Raw genomic sequence first — 21,476 nt, forward strand, 5'->3', positions numbered from 1 at the left:
TTCATTTCATCGATCTTGCAAACAGGCCTGTTATGTTCCAGATGCTTTTCGACGAGATCAAGGAGACGATGATGGCAGGCGGTTCCATTCCCCATTTCCAGAACGATGCGGGCCATCCGGCAATCGACATCGGCGTCAAGGAATTCATGTGCACCGGCGCCAACCCGCCCTTCGACCACCCGCATGTGTTCCTCGACATGGGCGACGACGATGAAAAGGTCTGCCCCTATTGCTCGACGCTCTACCGCTATTCGGCGAAGCTGAGGGCGACTGAAACGCTGCCGGGTGGTTGCCTTTATATCGACCAGGCCGCCTGATCCTTCCGCGACAAGCCCGATGGAGGACATCAGGTCCCGGCAGGTCATAATCGCCGGGGCCGGCATCGCCGGGCTGACCGCTGCCCTTGCCTTCGCCGGACGGGGTTATCCGGTAAAGCTTATCGAACAGGCACAGCACCTAGAAGCGGCCGGCGCCGGCATCCAGCTTTCGCCCAACGCAACACGCATTCTTGGAAAACTCGGCGTGCTCGACCGACTGCTGCCCGCAGCGTTGCGGCCGGATGCGGTCGTGCTCAAGGACGCCCGGAGTCTGCGCGAACTGGCGCGGGTACCGCTCGGGCACGCCGCCGAAGCGCGCTGGCAGTCGCCTTATCTCGTTGCTCACCGCGCCGATCTGCAGGCAGCGCTGTTGGCGCAAATGGCTGAACGACCGCAAATTGAGCTCATCACCGGCGCCCGCGTGACCGGCATCGCGAAAGACGCGCAATATGTCGCCGTGACCGCCGAAGTGGACGGCCGCGAGATCGAGGCACGCGGCAAACTGCTGGTCGGCGCCGACGGCGTCTGGTCGGCGGTCAGGGCGCAACTCGCAGGCGAGGACTTCGTCAAAAGCCGTTTTTCGGGCGAACTCGCCTGGCGAGTCACGATCGCGGCCGAGAGCGCCGCCGGCGAAGCCTTTGTCGCGATCGGCGCCGCCGACTGCGTCACCACGTTCCTGCATCCAGGCTTCCACATGGTAGCCTATCCCGTCAGCAAAGGCCGGGCCTTCAATCTCGCCGCCTTCACCAAGGGCGAGCGCATGGCGGAAGGTTGGTCAGGCCATGCCGATCCCGCGATCCTCACGGCTGCCCTGCGCGGCACCGCGCCGGGCCTGACGAAGCTTGTGGCACTGGCCGGCCCGTGGACGGCCTTTCCGATCCACACCGTCGAACAGAAGCGGTGGACGAGCCCGCAGGGCATCGCGCTGATCGGCGACGCTGCGCATGCGATGACGCCGTTTGCCGCACAGGGCGCCGCGATGGCGATCGAAGATGCCATCACGCTTGCCGACGCTATCGCCGATTTCCCTGGCGATCTGCCCAGAAGTTTTCAAATCTGGGAAAATCTTCGGCGGCCGCGTGTCGCCAAGGCCGCGCGTCGTGGGGCCGTAAACCGCCTCGCCTGGCATGCTGCCGGCCCGGTGGCGATCGCCCGCAATCTGTTCCTGGCCATGCGCTCGCCCGACAAGCTCGCCGCCGACCTCGACTGGCTCTATGGATGGCGAGCGGACACTCGGCAGTCTAGATCGTCGACGTAGCGATCCTTCCCACCCCCCTCTGTCCTGCCGGACATCTCCCCCGCAAGGGGGGAGATTGGATGTCGCCGTCGCCGTCGCCAAAATCGCCGGCGTTGCAGCAGGAGCGCCGCGGGCAAAACGGCTGATCTCCCCCCTTGCGGGGGAGATGGCCGGCAGGCCAGAGGGGGGTGCTGTCCCGCTGGCTTCAAAAGATCCAACACTGTCGCGGTGCGATGAAGGACTGCTAGTTATAAAACCGCATCGACAAGCCCAGCGAGGCCGGCAGCGGGTTCCACCAGCCGGTGCGCAGGCCGGCGGTGCGCAGGCCGGCGGCTGTCCAGGTGTTACAGCCGACAAGCGCGTTGAAATGGCCGTTCGCCTCGAAGAAGCGGTCGAAGCTGGAATAGGCGGCGTTCTCGATGACGACCGGACCATGCGGCCCTTGCTGGAAACTCGCGTCGATATAGTCGAGCAGCGCTGCAAAACGTTCCTCATCGATGTCGAAACCGGTGACAGCAGGGTGCGGCTCGGCGATGGCCCCGGCGATATCGACATGCATGACCGAGGCGTCCAGTGTCAGCGCCTTGAGGACGGGCACTGTCTTCAGCTGCGACCAGCTCGGCGTCTCCAGATAGAAGGCCCGGCCGCCCCAGCCAAAGACGATGTAGCGCACTTCCGGGGCGTCGACAGGGATGCCGGCAGCGACCAGGAAATGGAAGCGCCGGCGCACCTCGTCATCGACGGGAATGGCGATGTCGGTGTGGATCGGATTCTCCAGCACCAGAATATGGCGCGTGCCCTCACCCGCCGCTGACGCCGGCCACAGCGGACGCGGCACCAGCGTGCCGAGCGTGGCAGCGAGCGCGACCACGATAATCAGCATGGCCACGAAACGCAGGGCTTTTCTCATGCGGCGGCGGCTTTGTGTTTCAATGGAGAAGATCAATCCCGACCCCAGATAGCAAAAGAGCCCGGCCGCATTACGGCCGGGCTCTTTTGCTTCGCATGAAAATGCTCAGTGCAGGATCTGCGACAGAAACAGCTTGGTGCGCTCGTGGCGCGGATGGTCGAAGAACTCGGCCGGCGTGTTCTGCTCGACGATCTGGCCCTGATCCATGAAGATCACCCGGTTGGCGACTTTGCGGGCAAAGCCCATTTCGTGGGTGACGCACAGCATGGTCATGCCTTCCTCGGCCAGGCCCACCATCGTCTCCAGCACTTCCTTGATCATTTCTGGATCGAGCGCCGAGGTCGGCTCATCGAACAGCATGATGCGCGGGTTCATGCACAGCGAACGCGCGATCGCGACGCGCTGCTGCTGGCCGCCCGACAGCTGGCCCGGATATTTGTTGGCCTGTTCGGGGATCTTGACGCGCTTGAGGAAGTGCATCGCGATTTCCTCGGCCTGCTTCTTCGGCGTCTTGCGCACCCAGATCGGTGCCAATGTGCAGTTCTCCAGGATGGTCAGATGCGGGAACAGGTTGAAGTGCTGGAACACCATGCCGACCTCGCGGCGCACCTCGTCGATCTTCTTGAGATCGTTGGTGAGTTCCTTGCCGTCGACGATGATCTTGCCCTTCTGGTGCTCTTCCAGCCGGTTGATGCAGCGGATCATGGTCGACTTGCCCGAGCCCGAAGGACCGCAGATGACGATGCGCTCGCCGCGCATCACCTTGAGGTTGATGTCCTTCAGCACATGGAACTCGCCATACCATTTGTGCATGCCGATGATGTCGATTGCGACATCGGTGGTCGAAATGTGCATCTTCTTGGCATCGACCTTGATCTCTTCGGCGCTGACGGCGTTTTCTATGACCATGGCAGGTTCCCCTTTTTGTTCTGTCTTTTAGCTATGATGCATGTCGTTGTCCCAAAACCGCTAAACACTTTTGGGCGACATGCATCAACGTTTGTGGCCGGTGTCGAGCCGGCGTTCCGTGTACATCGAATACCGCGACATGCCGAAGCAGAACAGCCAGAAGACGAAGGCTGCAAAGATGAGACCGGATCTCGCGGTCTGTGGCGTCGCCCAATTGGCGTCCGAGAAGTTCTGCTTGACGACGCCAAGCAGGTCAAACATCGAGATGATGATGACGAGGCTTGTGTCCTTGAACATACCGATGAAGGTATTGACGATGCCGGGGATGACCAGCTTCAGTGCCTGCGGCAGCACGATCAGCACCATCTTCTGCCAGTAGCCCAGGCCAAGCGAATCCGCACCCTCATACTGGCCCTTGGGGATCGCCTGCAGGCCGCCGCGCACCACTTCCGCCATATAGGCCGCGGCAAACAGCGAGACGCCGATCAGCGCCCTGAGATATTTGTCGAACGAAACCCCGGCGGGCAGAAACAGCGGCAGCATGACGCTGGCAAAGAACAGAACGGTGATCAGCGGGATGCCGCGAACGAACTCGATGAAGACCACGCACAGTGTCTTGACGATCGGCATCTTGGAGCGCCGGCCGAGCGCCAGCACGATGCCCATCGGCAGCGACACGGCAATGCCGACAAAGGACAGGCTCAGCGTCACCAGCAGCCCGCCCCATAGCTGGGTCTCCACATGCGGCAGGCCGAAGATGCCGCCGACCAGGAGCACGAACGCGATGATCGGCAGTGCCAGGAATAGAAGAATGGCGTTCAACCCCTTGCGCGGCACACGTGGCATCAGCAACGGCACCAGCAGCGCCACGAACAGGACGGCGACCAGGATCGGCCGCCAGCGCTCTTCCAGGGGATAGCGGCCAAGCATCAACTGGCCGAACTTCGCGTTGACGAAGGCCCAGCAGGCGCCTGACCAGCCGTCCGGCTGGATTCCGCCTTGCGCCACCGTGGCGCATACAGTCCGGTCCGGCCCCGTCCACTGGGCGTTGATGAAGGCCCAGTTGACGATGGGCGGCACGATCATCACCACCAGCGCAATAGCCACTACAGTCAGGATGACGTCGCCCACCGAACCGATCAGGTTCTTGCGAACCCAGGCCAAAGGCCCCCGCACGCCGGCCGGGGCTTGTTGAGCGAGTGCCATTTCGGTCCGCACCCAGGAGGTATCATGTTCCTGCATGGTCTTACCTCTCCACCAGCGCCATCCTGGCGTTAACCACATTCATCACCGCCGACGTCACCAGGCTGATGATGAGATAGACGACCATCATGATCAGCACACCCTCGACCGCTTGACCGGTCTGATTCAGCACTGTGCCCGCGATCGCCGTCAGGTCGGGATAACCGATGGCGATGGCCAGCGACGAGTTCTTGGTCAGGTTGAGATACTGGCTGGTCAGCGGCGGGATGACAATCCGCATGGCTTGGGGAACGACGACAAGCCGCAGGATAGATCCCGGCCGCAGCCCCAGGGCGCCAGCCGCTTCGGTCTGACCCTTGCTGACGCCGAGAATGCCGGCGCGCACGATCTCGGCGATGAAGGAGGCCGTGTAACAGGACAGCGCCAAATAGAGAGACAGGAACTCCGGCCCGATCTGAAAGCCTCCGGTCAGGTTGAAGGTCGATTGTTTTGGAAAGTCGAAGCTCAAGGGAAAGCCGCTCAGCGCATAGGCCAGGAGCGGAAGGCCGACGATCAGCGCCGCCGAAGTCCAGAATACGGGAAACTGCTGGCCCGTTGCCATTTGCCGCTGGCGTGCCGTGCGCGCGACAAAAAAAGCCATGGCGATGCCGACAAGCAAGGCGACAAACATCAGCCAGGAGCCGTCGCCCCAGATAGCGCGCGGAAAATAGAAACCGCGTTGGTTGAGGAAAGAGCCGAACGGCAAATTGAAACTGTCGCGAGGCGCCGGCAGTACCGCGAGCACGCCTGAATACCAGAAGAAGATCACCAGCAGGGGCGGAATGTTGCGGAACACCTCGACATAGACCGTGCAAATCTTGCGAACCAGCCAGTTGCGCGATAACCGGCCGACGCCGACAATGAAGCCAATGATGGTCGCGGTGATAATGCCGGCAACGGCGACGATAATGGTGTTGATAAGCCCGACGACAATGGCCTGGCCATAGGTCGAATCAGAATCATAAGCGATGGGCCTGACTGGAATGTCAAAGCCTGCTCGGTTGTTCAGGAAGCCAAAACCGGAAGTAATATGCAGGCGCTGCAGGTTGACGATGACGTTGTGGACGATCCACCAGACGCCCGCCACCAGCAAGATGACAACCACCGCCTGGAAGAAAAACCCGCGGACTTTCGGATCGTTGATGAAGGAACCGCGGCTCGGCTCCTCGCGAAGAACTTCCTGCGATGCCATTGCTCATCCCCTGGAAAGAGAAACCGGAAGGCAGATGATCTGCCTTCCGGATCACATTTCGATCAGCGGATCGGCGGTGCGTATTGCAGGCCGCCCTTGGTCCACAGCGCATTGATGCCGCGCGCGATCTTCAGCGGGCTGCCGGTGCCGACATTGCGCTCGAACATCTCGCCGTAATTGCCGACTGCCTTGACGATGTTGACGACCCAGTCATTGCTCACGCCAAGGTCGGTTCCGATCTTGGTTTCGGCTTCCTGACCGAGCACGCGCTTGATCTCCGGATTATCCGAGGTCTTCATCTCTTCGACATTGGCCTGGGTGATGCCCAGTTCCTCTGCCTGCAACAGGGCGAAGTAGGTCCACTTGACGATGTGGTACCACTGGTCGTCCCCCTGGCGTACGGCGGGGCCGAGCGGCTCTTTGGAGATGATCTCGGGCAGCACGACATGGTCGGCCGGCGCACTCAGCGTCAGGCGGATGCCATAGAGGCCGGATTGGTCGGTGGTGTAGACGTCGCAGCGGCCGGCGTCATAGGCAGCGTTGACCTCTTCCAGCTTTTCGAAGACGACCGGGTTGTACTCCATCTTGTTCGCCTTGAAGTAATCGGCGAGGTTGAGCTCGGTGGTGGTGCCGCTCTGCACGCAGACTGCCGCACCTGAAAGCTGCAGCGCCGAATTGACGCCAGGCAGTTTCTTGGCGTTGATCATGAAACCCTGGCCGTCATAATAGGTGACGCCGATGAAGTTCAGGCCAAGCGCGGTATCGCGATTGATGGTCCATGTGGTGTTGCGCGACAGGAGATCGATCTCGCCCGACTGCAACGCGGTGAAGCGCTCCTTGGCGCTGAGCGGCGTGAACTTGACCTTGGAGGCATCGCCGAAGACTGCACCAGCGACAGCGCGGCAGAAATCCGCGTCGATGCCTTTCCAATCGCCTTTGTCGTCAGGCGCCGAGAAGCCGGCCAGGCCCGTCGAGACACCGCACTGGATGAAGCCCTTCGCCTTGACGGTATCGAGCGTTGTCGCCGACGCGGCCGAAGCCATCCATCCAAGCGCAGCGGCACCGAGAATGCCAATTGCAATATGTTTCATAACCCACAGACCCTTTTCTGTTTTCAGGTAAACCCTGATCCTCAGGCAAATCCTGATCTTTTCCCGCGTGAACCCGGCTCCCATCCGGCTCATTCCGGAACCTCGCGTCGTAACCGACGCCCGGCCCCTCCCATTCACGAACTGCATCGAAGGCGATTATCTCTGTGAGGTCAAGGGAAATGACCGTTTCACGACAGCTTTGAAAACCAATTGCCGCAAATGCCTGAATTGCGGACAACACCATCAGGAAAGCAGCAAGCCCCGCAAACAAAAACGGCAAAGTCCGTCGACGCTAATCCACATCCACTCATGAAATCCGCGGCTCTGGATTGCTACGCATTCCAGACTATTCATAAGGGAATTGGCCTATGCAAAGGGCACCACCTGGCGGGCGCCCGCTGTTGCACGGCCAATGCCGCCGCTCTATGGCTAGCGCGTTCACCACGAGGCGAAGAGCAATGGCGACTGACGGCAACGAGATGGGTATCAACACGCGGCTTGCCCATTCGGGCAACAATCCGCACGACTATTTCGGCTTCGTCAATCCGCCGATCGTGCATGCCTCGACCGTGCTCTATCCCAATGCGTCGGCGATGGCGGCGCGCAGCCAGAAATACACCTATGGCACACGCGGCACGCCGACCACCGATGCGTTGGCGCATGCGATCGACGCGCTGGAAGGCTCCGCCGGCACCATAATCGTGCCGTCGGGCCTGGCGGCGGTGACCGTTCCGTTGCTGGCGTTTCTCTCGGCAGGCGATCACATCCTGATTGTCGATTCCGTTTACCATCCGACCCGCAATTTCGCCGACACGATGCTGAAGCGGCTGGGTGTCGAGGTCGAGTATTACGATCCGCATGCCGGCGCCGGCATCGCCAGCTTGATCAAGCCGAACACCAAAGTCGTGTTTACGGAATCACCGGCCTCCAACACCTTCGAGGTGCAGGACGTTCCGGCGATCGCCAAGGCGGCGCATGAAACGGGCGCCATCGTCATGATGGACAACACCTGGGCAACGCCGCTCTACTTCCATCCGCTCGACCACGGCGTCGATATCTCGATCCATGCGGCGACGAAATATCCGGCCGGGCATTCGGACGTGCTGCTGGGCACAGTGTCTGCCAATGCCAACTGCTGGAAGCAGCTTTGCGAGACGTTCTACACGATGGGCTGCTGCGCCGGCCCCGACGACGTCTATCAAGTCCTGCGCGGCCTGCGCACGATGGGCGTTCGGCTGGATCACCATCAAAAGAGCGCGCTTGCCATTGCCGTCTGGCTTGAAGGCCAGCCCGGCGTGGCCCGCGTGCTGCACCCGGCGCTCCCCAGCCACCCCGACCACGCGGTGTGGAAGCGTGATTTTTCCGGCTCGAGCGGCATCTTTTCCATCGTGCTCAAAGGCGGCGGCCAGAGACAGCAGCATGCCTTCCTCGATGCCTTGAAAATCTTCGGTCTCGGCTATTCCTGGGGCGGCTATGAGAGCCTTGCCGTGCCGGTCTTCCTCGGCGACCGTACCGTCGCCAAGGGCCCCTATGACGGCCCGCTGATCCGGCTGCAGATCGGGCTCGAGGATGTCGAGGACCTCAAGGCCGATATCCTGCGCGGGCTGGAAGCGGCCGCTGCGGCATGACACCAGCAAACTTGCGAAGCTGATTCCGCTAGCCCGCTTAACCCGTTGAAAGGATTGGCGAGCGACTTTCGTAGGACGATCGACGTCGCAAAGCCGCTCATGGGTAGACCAAGCGCAATGTTATTTCCCCAACGCGCGCTTTTTCGGATCGGTTTGACTTTCAAAATCGTCGGCCCAACGCCATTGCAGGCGCTGCGCCCACAATTCCAGCCGGACTGAGCTTACCATGGCCTTTCGTCTCTTTGTCCCCATTCTCGCCGGCGCGACGCTGCGCGAGCGCCTCATCGCCTGCATCGGGGCGATGATCGGCATTGCGCTGACCGGCGCGATCGGCGCGCTGGTGCTTGGCAACGGCCCGCATGTGCCGCTGCTGGTGGCGCCGATGGGGGCTTCGGCGGTGCTGCTGTTTGCGGTGCCTGCAAGCCCGCTGGCGCAGCCATGGTCGATCATCGGCGGCAATACAATATCGGCGCTGGTCGGCGTGATCGTGGCCCATTTCGTCCATCAGCCCGTTCTCGCAACGGGCATTGCCGTGGCGATGGCGATCGCCGCCATGTCGTTCTCACGCTGCCTGCATCCGCCGGGCGGAGCCGCCGCACTGACCGCCGTGCTCGGCGGGCCGGCCGTGATCGGTGCCGGCTTCCTGTTTCCGTTCGTGCCGGTGGCGCTGAACTCCATGATGCTGGTCGCGCTCGGCTATGCTTTCCACAGGCTGTCGCGACGCAGCTACCCGCATGTGCCGGCCCCTGCCCCGAAAAGCACGCACGGAACCATCGATCCGCCGGCTCAGGAGCGCATCGGCTTCCGGGCCGAGGACATCGATGCCGCGCTGGCTGCGCTCGACGAGACCTTCGACATCGACCGCAACGATCTCGAACAACTGCTGCGACAGGTCGAACTGCAAGCGACGATGCGCGCACACCGAACCATGTTGTGCGAGGACATCATGTCGTGCGACGTGATTTCGGTCGATGAACACGCGTCCGCCGATCGGGCGCGTCATCTGCTGCTCGACCACAATATCCGCACGCTGCCGGTTGTAGACAAGGACGCCAGACTGGTCGGCACCGTTGGATTGAGGGAATTGGCGCGAGCCGACGAAGCCGTCGGAAGCGTTACGTCGACAGCGTCGACCGCCGCCGCCGGTACGCCCGCCATGGCCCTGCTACCGGTGCTCACCGACGGCCGCACCCATGCAGTCATCATCGTGGACGGGGACAGCCGCATCCTTGGCCTGATCACGCAGACCGATCTGCTTGCGGCAACGGCACGAGCGCAGGCTGCTGACAAGCCGCTGGCGGAAGCAGTATTCTAGGCGCCGTCGGAGCCGGGCGAAAATGGCCGGGAACCTTTTGCCGGCGATGTCATCCAATGTCTTGATCGAGGTTTCGAACGGGGATTGGATCGAGGAACTGGCCATGCCTGCTATGTCTCTACCAATGCCCACTGCTGCCTCAAGCGAGATGCTTCTCGTGCGCCGCGCGCTGGCACGCGAAGGCAACGCCTTCCGCATCATCATGAAGACCCATAATCAGCGGCTCTATCGCATCGCTCGCGGGGTGGTGCGCAACGATGCTGAAGCCGAGGACATCGTCCAGGAGGCCTATGTCAGAGCCTTTGCCCATCTCGATGCCTTTCGCGGGGAGTCCTCATTGGCCACCTGGCTGTCGCGCATCGTCATCAACGAGGCGCTCGGTCGTCTGCGCAAAAGGCGGCGGACGGTGGCGAAAAACCCGCAAGCCGAAATCATCCAGTTCCCCCTCAATCCCAGCGACGATCCGGAGCGGACGATGGCGCAGCGGCAGATCCTCGAGTTGGTGGAACGGGCGACCGACAGCCTACCCGATGTTTATCGGACGGTGTTCGTGGCGCGGGTTATCGAGGGGCTCAGTATCGAGGAGACCGCCGAGCTGCTTGGCGTGCGGCCGGAAACCGTCAAGACAAGGCTACACCGCGCCCGCGCCCTGGTACGCAAGGCACTCGACGACCAGATCGGGCCGGTGCTGCTCGACGCCTTCCCGTTTGCCGGCCGGCGCTGCGACAGGCTGACCAGCGCCGTCATGCAGCGGCTCGGCCTGGAGAGCTGATCATCGCTGATTTGGCCGATTTCCCCGGGAACGTTTGCCGCCGCTGCGCATCCAATGACCGTCAACTGAAAAACACGGCCCGGCGCGATCCTGCGTCCGGGCGAAGGAGATGCCATGGTTACCCGACACACCGCCGCCCTCGCTGCCTTGCTGCTGCTTGGCGCTGCCCCGCTCGCGCAAGCCGCCGACAAGCCGACGGACCCGCAGATCGCCCACATCGCCTACACGGCAGGCGTCATCGATGTGGAAGCCGCCAAGCAGGCGATCAAGAAATCGAAGACCAAGGAGGTCGTGGATTTCGCCAACGACATGGTGCGCGACCACGAAGCGGTCAACGCGCAGGCACTGGAACTGGTAAAGAAGCTGAAGGTGACGCCGGAAGACAACGCAACCAGCCAGGCGCTGACCAAGGCTGCGGCCGAGGAGCGGGCGAAGCTCGCCAAACTCGACGGCGCAGCCTTTGACAAAGCCTATGTCGACAACGAGATCGCCTACCACAAACAGGTCGACGGCGCGCTTGAAACCCTTTTGATCCCATCGGCCAGTAATACCGAGTTGAAGAGCCTGCTGGAGACCGGCCTGAAGATTTTCCAGGGCCATGAACAGCACGCCGAGCATGTTGCAGGTATGCTGAAGTAAGGATCAGGCCATGTCGAAACGGCAGCTGTGGATTGCACTGGCGCTGGTCTTCGGGACCTCACCCGTGCAGGCCGAAACCATCCAGGTCACCATCGACAAACTTGTCTTTTCGCCGGCCACCGTCGACGCGAAGGTCGGCGACACGATCAAGTGGGTGAACAAGGACGTGTTCGCACATACGGCTACCGTCAAGGGTGGCTGGGAAGTGATGATCCCGCCGAAGACAACAGCGAGCCTGCCCCTGCGGAAGGCGGAAGCGGTCGAATATTTCTGCCGCTTCCACCCCAACATGAAAGGTCATCTGGCCGTGACGGCGCCTTGATCCCGGTCCGCAAGCCCGTCCTGCTGCGTTGAGGCTCGCCTGGCTTCATCCGGCCGGGTGATGTGTGTCCACGAGCCGTCACAGCCCGGCTGGCGCCGTGCGATCCAGGCATCCAGCCCTTCGCGCAGATCAGCGGTCGGAGCCATGCGGGCGAACTGCTCGGCCTCGACAGCCAAGCCTTCCGCGATGCTCTGGTTCAGGCCCCGCGCCACTGCTGTGAGGATCGAGGCAATTGCTGCAGGAGAATGTCTGGTCATGCGCCGGGCGAGATCAATTGCGGCGGGCATCAGCTCCTCATGCGGCACCACCTGGTTGACGAGGCCGAGTTCGACGGCGCGCGGCGGCGGGAACCAATCGCCGGTCAACAGCAGCTCGAGCGCCCGCTTGCGCCCTGCCAGTCTCGGAAGCCGCTGCGTGCCGCCGAAAGCGGGCGGCATTGCAAGGTTGATCTCAGGCTTGGCGAACAAGGCGCGGTCGCTGGCGATAGCGAGCGGCACGGCTTCGGTGATCTCGCAGCCGCCGCCGAAGGCGATGCCGTTGACGGCGGCGATGACGGGCTTGCGGAATGCCTCCAGCCTTGCGGTCAGGCGCTGTCCGCGCATGACGAAGTCGCGCAGGGCAACGTCGACGCCGATGTCCACGCTGCCTGAGAATTCATGGATGTCGCCGCCGGCGGAGAAGGCGCGCTCTCCTGCTCCAGTGAGGATGACGGCGCGGATGGCATCGTCGGTCTCGGCGGCATCGAGGAGCGCAAGCAGGCGATCAATCAGCGCATAGTTCAAGGCGTTGAGCTTTTCCGGCCGATTAAGTGTGAGGATGGCGATCCCGTTGCGGGCCTCGGTGAGCACAAGCTCGGTCATGTCTTCTCCTTCCCTGTGTTTGTCGACGGAGAGGATCAGGCTTTCGGTTGTATGTATATTCACTAGTCGGTATACTTGCGTATGAGCGAAGCACCAAGCCCTACCCGCAAACGCATTGTCGATGCCGCAACGAAGCTGTTCTATGCCGAGGGGATCGGCCGAGTCAGCGTCGATGCAGTGGCGGAAAAAGCCGGGCTGACCAAGCGCACGCTCTACTATCATTTCAAGAGCAAGGACGATTTGATCGCGGCCTATCTCGACGGTCGCGACCAGCCGAACCTCAAGCAGATGGCCGGCTGGTTCGAGATGACCGAAGGCGATGTCGAGCGCAAGGTCGAGGCGATTTTTACCAATCTGGCGCGCGTGGCGAAGCACCCGAAATGGAGAGGCTGCGGCTTTCTGCGCACGGCAGCCGAACTCGCTTCCATGCCCGGACACCCGGCCGTTAAAGCGGGGGCGCGGCATAAGCAGAATTTCGAGACCTGGCTGGCCGGCGAACTCACAGGCCACGGCGTCGACGAGCCGCAGACCCTGGCGCGCGAAATCGTGCTTTTGATGGACGGCGCGTTCTCGATCATGCTGATCCACCGCAACCCCGACTATGTCGAGGCCGCCGGACAGGCCGCTGCAACGCTGGTTCGGGCAAGGTCAGGATCGGCGACTATCCGCTAGAGCGTTCACCGTTTAGTGGAGACGGCGAAACACGCTATCTCTTTGTTTTGACGCAATTCCGGACGGAGAACCGCTTCACATTTTTCGTGGAGTTGCTCTAGAATCCAGCCGCCAGCCATGCCGTGCCGACGGCAAGGGTGAGCAGCGTCAGTGGCAGGCCGACCTTGAAGAAGGCTGAGAAGGACAGCTGCGTGCCGGCCGCCCGCGCCTGTTCGGCGACGATCAGGTTGGCGACCGAGCCAAGCAAGGTGAAGTTGCCGGCCAGCGTCGAGCTCATCGCCACCACCAGCCAGGCACGCCCGGGGTTTTCAAGGCCGGGTATGAATGGCCGCAGCGCCAGCACGGCCGGAACATTGCTCATGATGTTGGAGAGCACCGCGGTGAAGCCCGATAGACGCCAGACGTCGTCCAGCCCGAGGTTCTTGGCCGAGGCGATGATGTCGGGCGTCAGCAGCGTCTTTTCGGCGCCGGCGACAACGATGAACAGGCCGGCGAACATGAACAGCAGCGGGCCGTCGATCTCGCGGTAAATGCGTGCCGGCTTGATGGCGCGGGTGAGCAGCAGGATGGCGCCGCCGATGAGCGCTGCCTTGGCAACCGGTACGCCGGCGAAGAAGGCGATGGCCAGGCCAATGCAGACAACCACCGCCTTCAGCACCTGTCCCGGCAGCATGCGGCCGCGATAGACTTCCGGGTTGAGATCGGCGGTGCGGGCGAATTCGGCGCGGTAGACGATGCGCACGATGACGACGACCGCGACGAGGCCGAAGAGGGCAACCGGCGCCAGGGCGGCCGAAAAAGCTGGGTAGGAAATTCCCGACAGCGCGCCGATGACCATGTTCTGCGGGTTGCCGGTGATGGTGGCGACGCTGCCGCAGTTGGACGCGGTGGCGGTGGCGATCAGATAGGGAATGGGATTGCGATTGATGACACGGGTGACGTGGACGACGATCGGCGCCATGACCAGGCAGATGGCGTCGTTGACCAGGAACGCCGACAACACGCCGGTCAACAGCGTCACCATCACCAGCAGCACGAAAGGCGCGTGCGCATGCTCGATAGCGTAGGCGCCAAGCGCCCGGAAGGCGCCGGACACCTTCAGATGCGCCACCACGATCATCATGCCGAGCAGCAGCGTAATGGTGTCGAAATTGATGGCGCGATAGGCATCTTCCATACTGAGTGCGCCGATGGCGATCATCGCCGCCCCCCCCAGCAAGGCGATCCCTGCCCGGTCGAGACGGAGGCCTGGAATACGCCCGATTGCGACGCCGGCATAAGTCAGGACAAGGATCAAAAGTGCCGCTGCGCCCATCAATGTCATTGGCAGACATCCTTGTCCAAACGAACCGACGCAGGAACGGACTGTTCCCGCTCGGGCATTTGCCGGGCAGCTTTAACGCCGCTCCAGCAAAGCGAAAGCCTATAACGATCCGAATGCGAAAATCGGTGGGCAAAATCGCGGGTTGACCGATGCCGGGAGCAACCGGAGCTTGATCTTGAGACGGCCGAGATTGGGAATGAGACACGCGCGGCGGACTGCCGGTGGCCTGAGATTGCCATCCGCGAACTTCCCCTCGGAAGGCTCTCGTGGCGTATGTAATTAAATTCTAATTTAGGCTTTCCGGGTATGGATAGCTTAGCATATTTCGTCCTTGGGGTTTCAGATGGTCCAGGTTCTTGAGAGGGAATGCCGTGTCTCGGAGAACGAGGCTCTGCTGGCGCGTCCGATGGAATGTCCACAATGCCACGGAACCCGCAAGGTGTTTGTCTGTGCCCGGTGGGCCAGCTCGAACGGCCATTGCTGCCCCGGAGGAACACACCGGCTCAGTTGCCCCGGTCACAGCGTCGCGTGCATGGAGTGCGAAGAGAACCTTGAGCGTGTCTGAAGCGATCGCGACTATTTCCTGTCGGGAAAACGCAAAAAGCCCGCTCCGGCGAACCGGAGCGGGCTTTGCAACCATACGCCAAGAGTACCCTGCTGAGACCAGTACCCTGCCGAGAGCCGACCCGCTTTGCGTTTCCGCCACCGCAATAAATTGGTAGCGGCACTTCCAGAAAAGCGATTGTTGGCTAACCGCCGTCGAATTACTCGCCCGACTGGCCGTCGCCAGTCACACTGCTGCCCAGAATTCCAAAGTCCTGAGACTTAGTTCCTTGTCCCGCAGTCAGGAATCCATCCGCATCCAGGCCGCGCCGCAGCAGTTCCCGCACCGCCGCGGACCGGCTTGGCATGCGCTTTTCGAAGCGCCAGTTTTCCAAGGCAGCCAATTCCTCGGCTGTCAGCATGATCTGCAGTCGCTCGGGTCGTTCCAGCTCGGCCATTCGCGCCTCCAACCGTCAAGACCAAAAAATATGGTGAGTTAGTATGTGTCTCAATTGCAGTATAGCTAGGGGTCCCCGTGCAGCGCGTCAAGAGAGGCTGATGGGTGACTCACATACAAGACCAACGATGAGGAAGACACGCCGATAGCACAACCCGCGCAGTCTGCTAACTACTTGATTTACTTGAGAATACTTTATATTCTTCTTGCCATCTGAAGGTCGTTGGCGCATCTTGACCACGACGGGACAACCGGCTCCTGAAAGGAAGGTTTCCATGCGCTACGGATATTCGGCTCGGCTACGGGAGGATCTCAATTCACGGGTCCTGGGCGCGCTGCGCTCGCGCGGAATGGTCAATATTGCGGTGGTTGCCGAGGACATACGATTGCGTAACCTGGACGAGAACGTCGCCCTTGAAGATGTCGAGCGGCTTGTGATGCAGACGGCCCAACTCTACGGCGCGGTGATGGAGTTGGACGGACTGACCTCCGTCGAGGCGGGGAGATTGACTTCGCTTGCCGACGATAAGCACGAACTGCCTGGCATCGGCAATTCCGACACCACAGGCGGCCAAACCGGTCACCTATTGGGATTGTCCTAAGGCGCGACCCGCTCTTTCAATCGACAAAAATCCGCGAGAGAGATTTGGACCGAGCGCAGCGGCGCCTTGAGCGTCCAGACAACGCCTTGTTCCCCAAATTTTAGTTGTCCGGTGCCGCTAAGCGCTTGTGGCGCAACCCGCTTGAGCACGACGGAGCCAAAACCGCGGCGCGTCGTCCCACTCAGGTTCGGCCCACCCAATTCACGCCAGATCAAGCTAAAGGTATCGGTGCCGTCGGTTGCCGGCGCCGTATCCCATTCGATTTCGACTCGTCCGCCGTGACGTGAAAGTGCTCTATGCTTTGCGGAATTGGTGGCCAGTTCGTGGAAAGCGATGCCGAGATACTGCACGGCATTCGGGCGAAGCGTGATCACAGGCCCGGCCACCGACAAACGGTCCTGCGCCGCGAAAGCTTTGAGTTGCGCCTTGAGCAGGTCGCCGATGCTGGCGCCGCGCCATTCGGCGTCGACCAGGAGATCGTGTGATTGCGAAAGCGCCGAGATGCGCTATCGCACCTGTTCGAGGAATGTCGCCGGACTGCCCGCCGATTTGCTCGTCTCATAGATCATCGAAATGATGACCGGATGCGGGCTTCGTCGGCTTGCGTTTGCGTGCGCAGATCAAGCAGCTGTTGATGGCGCCGACAATTTCGCCCGATCCGTCGCGGAGCAGGCGTGGGTGGGCTATAAACGGAATAAGTTCGCCGTCCGGCCGCTCTGCCTGCAATGGCCTGGTCCCACGTGATATCGTGTCCTTCAACCATGGAAACGGCCATCGGGCACTCAGCATGCGCCATCGGCCGACCATCGAGGTGACGGAGTTTCCACGAGCCGCACCACAGGTCTCGGCCAAGACCGGACGATGCCCCCAAATGTCGGCAGCGGCCTCGTTGTAGAACGTGATGCGGCCGTTTTTGTCGGAACCTCGTCAGCCCGGGGCGGTTCTCCCGTTAGCCCAGCCTGACCCAGCAACAAGTCGCCTGGAAACCGTGTCGCCGATGGCAAACGACAACCATTACGGCAAACAGACCTGATCGGCATCCAGCTTCAAAGGCCGCGGAACGCTGTTTCGCAGCCTTTACGTTGCGCCGGCGGCTTCGCATCGACAGGAACCAATCTATGGCCAGAGCGTTTGCCGCTGCGTACTCTTCTCAGACGTAGCCAGACGGAGTGAGGGACATGGCTTCATCGGTACTTATCGGCATTCTGATCACTTTCCTGGTGATCATCCTGGTGCTCTATCTCATCCAGCGTCTGCCACTCGATGGCCGCACGAGGCAGATCGCGCAGATCGTTGTCATCATTATCGGCATCATTTCGCTGTTGAAATACCTGGCCGCATTTTAGGATAAGGATCGCCATGATATCCCAAACAATGGCATGGATCATTGGAACGGCGTTGTTTGCAGCAACAAGCACGGCCTACGCCCGACCCGACACGCGTTCGATGACCTGCGAGGAGACGCAGCGCCTGATCCAGAGCCATCACTCGGCGGTGTTGACGACCGGCCGGAATACTTACGATCGCTATGTCCGCCAATACGGCAACGAGTGCGACTGGCCGGAGGTGCCGGTCGCTGCCTCCGTTCCGACACGTGATGGCCAGTGCCGTGTCTATTGGTGCCGGGAACCGGTGTTCGATTTCCCGAACTGACATATCCAGCAGCCTTGCGGCGGTCGTTGCCATGGCGCTCCCGGGTTCAGACGATGCATTGCGCGAGGCGACATGGAACCCTTGCGCTGCGGGTGAATTGATTGTGCGCATGGCGCTGCAAGATGTAGCGGTGTGATGCCCAACCAGATGGAGGAGCGGTCATGCCCAATGATACAAGGCGGAGCGGCAGCTGCCTGTGCGGCGGCATCCAGTTTTCGGTGACGGGAGATCCCTTTCGGATTGGCCTTTGCCATTGCAAGGACTGCCGCAAGGCTAGCGGGTCGGCTTTTTCGGCGTTTGCAGTGTGGCCGCTCGAGGCGTTCGAAACGACGGGTATCGTCAGCAGCTACGGCGACAGAAGTTTTTGTCCCACCTGCGGCGGCCGGGTCCCTTTGGTTCGTGAGAATGAGGTGGAAGTGACGATTGGCAGCCTCGATGAGGTGCCCACCGAAGGGCTGGAGCCCAGCTATGAACTCTGGGTCAATCGCCGTGAGCACTGGTTGCAACGCTTGCCTGCCGCCCGGCAATTCGAGCACGACCGAGTCGATGACGAGCCGACAAACCGGACAGCCGAACCGATTTCTGACGGTGTCGAGACGCCGTCTAGCTTGCCGCAACGCAAGTCGGCCTAGCGCGAGCGGCGCAGACAGCCGGCAGGCACGAAATTCATTCTCGAAACCGCCCGATGCCGACAGGACCGGGTCCGACAACATTTCACCCGGTAGAAGCCAAACGCAAAAAAGCCCGCCTTGGCGTCAAGCCAAGGCGGGCGGTAGATCATCCGGCCTGCGCTGCCGTGGAACGATGGATTGGCCAAAGCCCTGGGCTGAGACCCATGCCGTTTGTAACCGGCGATTGACTACGGAGCGTCCCCGGTCAGCTGGAATTCGTCTTGTGGTTGCAACGATGCTACGTTTTGTTTGGAAACGAGAGCTTAAGACCACGCAATATCGTTACGTCAACTATGCTGTCCAAGTATGTCGTGGTGTGAACTGAAGGAATCTTCCTGTCTTGTACAAAAGAACGCTTTGTTTATTTTCTTTCCGTCACATAGTGTAGCGAATCTTGAATCCGGATGGGGCGGCTTTCATGCAGCCAGCGCCTTCGCAGGATCGCGGTCCGCACGTGCAATATCCACTTCACGGCAATCTTCATGCAAGCATAGTCAGCACAAAGTTCATGCGCAGACATTGGGGGGCACCGATGGACCAGCCGAGCAAAATGGAGAACCTGCAGTTCGCGCAAGGGATACTGCGGGAGCTTCGGCAGAAAGCCGAAGGCGACGGCGAGAAGCTTCTGACCTACCTCATCGACATGGCCTACCTTGAAGCCAGCGACCGTATCCGTGCCCACTGGGTCGGCAATCACGAGCCCGAAAACCGCAGGGCCAAGGGGTAGTGCCAAGGGGTAAACCCGAAACGGGGCGATGGTTGCCCCCACGGAGCGTTTGATCAGACGCTTGGGGCCGGCGAGGCCACCGGTCAGTTGGCAATACCGGCTGAGAGGTCAGCCAGAACCTCCCTCACCCGAGTTTCGCTGACGCCGCGCGTGTCCTTGACCCAGCTGGGCGTCGAAAGCGGCGGTTCGATAAAGCGAACATGGTTGTTTACGGGCCCATGCACATAGGGGCGATTCAGCCCGTAGATGAGCGCGCATGGGACGTTCAGGGCAGCGGCGGCGTGGGAAATCCCGCCATCAACCCCGAGGAACATGGTCGACGCAGCGATTTGGCACATCGCGTCAGCAATCGACGGGGTCGAGGTGAAGTCGATTGCCTCAGGAATGGCGGCGCGGATTTTTGCGGCACCGGCGTGCTCGCGCGGTCCGCCTACAATCCAGATTGCCCAGCCGCGATCATGATGGTCTCTGGCGATCGAAATGAAGCGCTCGACGGGCCATGAGCGGAAATTCTCAATGTCGGCAGTATAGAGCGCCAGTGCCGGTCGGTCGGCATCGATCTTCTTGTGCTGGCGCCATTCGTCCAGTTCGGCCGGATCGACCACAAGCCGGGGCGCCGGCCACTCTGCGCCCGCAGCCGGCTTTTCGCCAAGCGAGGCAATCGAGCAGACTTCCTCGAACAGCCGCGTCTTGCGGGGTCCGAAGGCCCATAGATGGGCCAACCAGCCGGCGGGGAAGCGATTGAGGAGGCCGAATTGCAACTCCTGCGGATAGCCGATGCGCTCCTCTATTCCGGCCATGAACGCCATCAGCGCCGCCTTGGTGCTGCTGGTCATCAGATAGGCCGTACGGTAATTTTCCTTGCGCAACTCGCCAACCAGGCGGCTGCGCTCGCCAAAACCGGGGCGCTGATGACGCTTGGCAAGCGCCCAGCCCTTCCTGACATGCGGCATCAGGCGCGCCAGCGGCGCTGCAACGGGCGAGGTGACGACATCTATGGGGCGATCAGGAAATCGCGCGGCAATGATCTGGATGGCGGAATGGCAACGGACGAAGTCGCCGACCGCGGGGAAGCCGACGAAGAGGATTGGATCGCCGGTCGTCAAGGAAGCGCTTCGCCGTCAAGGATGCGGGCATAGAGATCCAGATAGCCGCGCGCCGCTTTTTGGATGGGAAATCTCGTCGCGGCCGATTCGCGGCATTGCTGAGGCGTAAGGTCGGCGACGGCCTCGAAAGCGGCCGCAAATTCTTCATCGGTCTCAAAGAAGCGCCCGCTGTCGGCATCGACCGTCTCGGGCAATGCGCCTCGCGTCGTCGTCAGCACCGGAGTGCCGCACAACATGGCTTCGACCGGTGCGTTGCCGAACGGCTCCTCCCAGGCGATGGGGTTGAGGAAGGCTCGCGCTTCGCCGAGAAGGCGAAGCTTCGGCTCGCCGTCAACGATTCCGTGGAAACGGTATCGCCTGCCAAGGCTCTTGAAAAACAACCCTTCGCGGCGGGTCTGACTTCGGCCCAGCAGTTTCCAACGCGAGCCACCGGCGATATCGAGACCGAAATCGAATTTTTTGGCGAGATCGACGGCGCGGTTGAGGCCTTTGCTTGATCGTGCAATGCCGGCGAGAAATAGCAGGCGGTCGCCCTTTGCAGCCGACAAACGATAGGCGTCCACCGGAAAGCCATTGTAGACGAATGTCTCGCGCCCATGCTGGCGGGCATGATTGGCGCTGATAAAGCTCCAGTTCGCAACTGGCATGGGCTGGTCCGGCATAAAGCCGCGCTGCGTATTCAGCGTTGGAAATGGCACCTCGACGGGCCAACTATGGGTGTGGACGATTTGCGTGTCCCGCGGAATGGCTGCCCGGCATTCGGCATCGGTCGAAGCGTGCCGGACTTCGAAGAGCGGGTGGCTGGAGCCAGGGCCAGCGATCACCACGACTTCGTGTCCGAGACGAACCATCTCCGTGGCCAGCCATTCGACCTGACGCTGAATCCCACCGTAACCTCGGCAGGGTATTACGCCCTTCAAAACGAGCGTCACCCGCATTGACCTTGCCTCACAATGCTCTCAAAGACGGCCCAGTTGCGTCACGGGCTGGGCATTGTCAAGGTCGCGCCAGAAACGCAAAAAGCCGCGGCGGCCTCGATCGAGTTACGGAATCGTTAATCAGCGCTTGCTACTATACCGGATGACCAAGAATCTCGGCAATGCACCCAGGACCATCTCCAGGCAACAGCCAAAGACCTCCGCTCTTGGTGGGCTGACGCCCGCCCTGTTTCCCCTTGTGGTCGTCGCGCTCGGATACATGATCGGTCGGCAATTCTTCGGCTTCTAGGGCGACTCGTCTAGGCGCGCACGGTAAAGGCTCGCGCCACGCGGGGGACGCCGTCAATGT

At 61.4% G+C, this 21,476-nt stretch carries 24 protein-coding genes and 1 pseudogene; 13 read left to right on the forward strand and 12 right to left on the reverse strand.

The annotated features are described in order from the left end of the window. Positions 1 to 71: 71 nt before the first annotated feature. A complete protein-coding gene (locus NKI35_RS13035; RefSeq protein ID WP_031194066.1) occupies positions 72 to 317 on the forward strand; it encodes a zinc-finger domain-containing protein in 246 nt (81 codons plus the stop codon). 19 nt (positions 318 to 336) lie between these two features. Further along, positions 337 to 1,575 carry an FAD-dependent monooxygenase gene (locus NKI35_RS13040; protein ID WP_352740312.1) on the forward strand — a complete coding sequence of 413 codons (1,239 nt, stop codon included), beginning with the start codon at positions 337 to 339 and terminating at the stop codon, positions 1,573 to 1,575. A 223-nt stretch (positions 1,576 to 1,798) separates the two neighbouring features. On the opposite strand, the gene NKI35_RS13045 is transcribed toward NKI35_RS13040, so the two are convergent. From NKI35_RS13045 to NKI35_RS13065, 5 genes are all read right to left on the reverse strand, one after another. Continuing rightward, complete coding sequence (locus NKI35_RS13045; protein WP_352497266.1) at positions 1,799 to 2,464, reverse strand: TIGR02117 family protein; 666 nt, start codon at positions 2,462 to 2,464, stop codon at positions 1,799 to 1,801. Between the two features lie 105 nt (positions 2,465 to 2,569). Further along, the gene (locus NKI35_RS13050) at positions 2,570 to 3,373 is read right to left on the reverse strand and encodes an amino acid ABC transporter ATP-binding protein (RefSeq protein ID WP_023671483.1); all 804 of its coding nucleotides are present in this window, start codon (positions 3,371 to 3,373) and stop codon (positions 2,570 to 2,572) included. A gap of 84 nt (positions 3,374 to 3,457) precedes the next feature. Next, on the reverse strand, positions 3,458 to 4,615 hold the full coding sequence (locus NKI35_RS13055) for an amino acid ABC transporter permease (RefSeq protein ID WP_023705694.1): 1,158 nt from the start codon (positions 4,613 to 4,615) through the stop codon (positions 3,458 to 3,460). Between the two features lie 4 nt (positions 4,616 to 4,619). Beyond that, complete coding sequence (locus NKI35_RS13060; RefSeq protein ID WP_023671481.1) at positions 4,620 to 5,807, reverse strand: amino acid ABC transporter permease; 1,188 nt, start codon at positions 5,805 to 5,807, stop codon at positions 4,620 to 4,622. Positions 5,808 to 5,869: 62 nt separating this feature from the next. Then, positions 5,870 to 6,898 (reverse strand): amino acid ABC transporter substrate-binding protein, encoded by a 1,029-nt coding sequence (locus tag NKI35_RS13065; protein ID WP_023671480.1) that lies wholly within the window; start codon positions 6,896 to 6,898, stop codon positions 5,870 to 5,872. Positions 6,899 to 7,356: 458 nt separating this feature from the next. Between NKI35_RS13065 and NKI35_RS13070 the strand changes: the two genes are divergently transcribed. The 5 genes from NKI35_RS13070 to NKI35_RS13090 all read left to right on the forward strand — a co-directional run bounded on the left by NKI35_RS13070 (position 7,357) and on the right by NKI35_RS13090 (position 11,574). After that, a complete protein-coding gene (locus NKI35_RS13070) occupies positions 7,357 to 8,526 on the forward strand; it encodes a cystathionine beta-lyase (RefSeq protein WP_023705693.1) in 1,170 nt (389 codons plus the stop codon). A gap of 226 nt (positions 8,527 to 8,752) precedes the next feature. After that, positions 8,753 to 9,841 carry an HPP family protein gene (locus NKI35_RS13075; RefSeq protein WP_023671478.1) on the forward strand — a complete coding sequence of 363 codons (1,089 nt, stop codon included), beginning with the start codon at positions 8,753 to 8,755 and terminating at the stop codon, positions 9,839 to 9,841. Between the two features lie 103 nt (positions 9,842 to 9,944). Further along, the gene (locus tag NKI35_RS13080) at positions 9,945 to 10,613 is read left to right on the forward strand and encodes an RNA polymerase sigma factor (RefSeq protein ID WP_023705692.1); all 669 of its coding nucleotides are present in this window, start codon (positions 9,945 to 9,947) and stop codon (positions 10,611 to 10,613) included. Between the two features lie 114 nt (positions 10,614 to 10,727). Continuing rightward, positions 10,728 to 11,252, forward strand: a complete 525-nt coding sequence (locus NKI35_RS13085; protein WP_023705691.1) for a DUF4142 domain-containing protein — start codon at positions 10,728 to 10,730, stop codon at positions 11,250 to 11,252. Positions 11,253 to 11,262: 10 nt separating this feature from the next. Further along, positions 11,263 to 11,574 (forward strand): cupredoxin domain-containing protein, encoded by a 312-nt coding sequence (locus NKI35_RS13090; protein ID WP_023705690.1) that lies wholly within the window; start codon positions 11,263 to 11,265, stop codon positions 11,572 to 11,574. Here the strand turns inward: NKI35_RS13090 and NKI35_RS13095 are convergent. After that, entirely contained in the window at positions 11,550 to 12,434 is an 885-nt protein-coding gene (locus NKI35_RS13095) for a crotonase/enoyl-CoA hydratase family protein (RefSeq protein ID WP_023705689.1), read from the reverse strand. The two genes, NKI35_RS13090 and NKI35_RS13095, sit on opposite strands and share 25 nt — an antisense overlap. An 81-nt stretch (positions 12,435 to 12,515) precedes the next feature. Here NKI35_RS13095 and NKI35_RS13100 point away from each other — a divergent pair, with 81 nt between their 5' ends. Continuing rightward, entirely contained in the window at positions 12,516 to 13,106 is a 591-nt protein-coding gene (locus tag NKI35_RS13100; protein WP_023705688.1) for a TetR/AcrR family transcriptional regulator, read from the forward strand. 97 nt (positions 13,107 to 13,203) lie between these two features. Here NKI35_RS13100 and NKI35_RS13105 read toward each other — a convergent pair whose 3' ends face one another. Both NKI35_RS13105 and NKI35_RS13110 read right to left on the reverse strand, forming a co-directional pair. Then, the gene (locus NKI35_RS13105) at positions 13,204 to 14,430 is read right to left on the reverse strand and encodes an anion transporter (RefSeq protein ID WP_023709703.1); all 1,227 of its coding nucleotides are present in this window, start codon (positions 14,428 to 14,430) and stop codon (positions 13,204 to 13,206) included. Between the two features lie 764 nt (positions 14,431 to 15,194). Continuing rightward, positions 15,195 to 15,431: a hypothetical protein gene (locus NKI35_RS13110; protein WP_023671471.1), complete on the reverse strand. Its 237-nt coding sequence runs from the start codon at positions 15,429 to 15,431 to the stop codon at positions 15,195 to 15,197. A 274-nt stretch (positions 15,432 to 15,705) separates the two neighbouring features. Here NKI35_RS13110 and NKI35_RS13115 point away from each other — a divergent pair, with 274 nt between their 5' ends. After that, positions 15,706 to 16,032, forward strand: coding sequence for a hypothetical protein (locus NKI35_RS13115; protein WP_023705687.1), 327 nt, complete (start codon positions 15,706 to 15,708; stop codon positions 16,030 to 16,032). Here NKI35_RS13115 and NKI35_RS13120 read toward each other — a convergent pair. Together NKI35_RS13120 and NKI35_RS13125 are read right to left on the reverse strand one after the other, a co-directional pair. After that, positions 16,029 to 16,406: a sensor histidine kinase family protein gene (locus NKI35_RS13120; RefSeq protein WP_245261169.1), complete on the reverse strand. Its 378-nt coding sequence runs from the start codon at positions 16,404 to 16,406 to the stop codon at positions 16,029 to 16,031. The genes NKI35_RS13115 and NKI35_RS13120 overlap by 4 nt on opposite strands. 60 nt (positions 16,407 to 16,466) lie before the next feature. Further along, positions 16,467 to 16,535 (reverse strand): annotated as a pseudogene (locus NKI35_RS13125) (hypothetical protein); the annotation flags it as partial. A gap of 675 nt (positions 16,536 to 17,210) precedes the next feature. Here NKI35_RS13125 and NKI35_RS13130 point away from each other — a divergent pair. From NKI35_RS13130 to NKI35_RS13145, 4 genes are all read left to right on the forward strand, one after another. After that, positions 17,211 to 17,378, forward strand: a complete 168-nt coding sequence (locus NKI35_RS13130; RefSeq protein ID WP_023705685.1) for a Thivi_2564 family membrane protein — start codon at positions 17,211 to 17,213, stop codon at positions 17,376 to 17,378. 28 nt (positions 17,379 to 17,406) lie between these two features. Beyond that, the gene (locus tag NKI35_RS13135) at positions 17,407 to 17,685 is read left to right on the forward strand and encodes a hypothetical protein (RefSeq protein ID WP_023705684.1); all 279 of its coding nucleotides are present in this window, start codon (positions 17,407 to 17,409) and stop codon (positions 17,683 to 17,685) included. A gap of 161 nt (positions 17,686 to 17,846) precedes the next feature. Continuing rightward, positions 17,847 to 18,317: a GFA family protein gene (locus NKI35_RS13140; protein WP_023705683.1), complete on the forward strand. Its 471-nt coding sequence runs from the start codon at positions 17,847 to 17,849 to the stop codon at positions 18,315 to 18,317. A 571-nt stretch (positions 18,318 to 18,888) separates the two neighbouring features. Further along, on the forward strand, positions 18,889 to 19,083 hold the full coding sequence (locus NKI35_RS13145; protein WP_023705682.1) for a hypothetical protein: 195 nt from the start codon (positions 18,889 to 18,891) through the stop codon (positions 19,081 to 19,083). An 83-nt stretch (positions 19,084 to 19,166) separates the two neighbouring features. Here the strand turns inward: NKI35_RS13145 and waaF are convergent, their stop codons facing one another. Beyond that, positions 19,167 to 20,189: a lipopolysaccharide heptosyltransferase II gene (waaF, locus tag NKI35_RS13150; protein ID WP_023671465.1), complete on the reverse strand. Its 1,023-nt coding sequence runs from the start codon at positions 20,187 to 20,189 to the stop codon at positions 19,167 to 19,169. Next, a complete protein-coding gene (locus NKI35_RS13155; RefSeq protein ID WP_023808296.1) occupies positions 20,186 to 21,127 on the reverse strand; it encodes a glycosyltransferase in 942 nt (313 codons plus the stop codon). The genes waaF and NKI35_RS13155 overlap by 4 nt, the downstream gene beginning before the upstream one ends. Between the last annotated feature and the right edge of the window lie 349 nt (positions 21,128 to 21,476).

This window comes from Mesorhizobium sp. M0676 (assembly GCF_040320535.1).
In the GTDB taxonomy this organism is placed as follows: Bacteria; Pseudomonadota; Alphaproteobacteria; order Rhizobiales; family Rhizobiaceae; genus Mesorhizobium.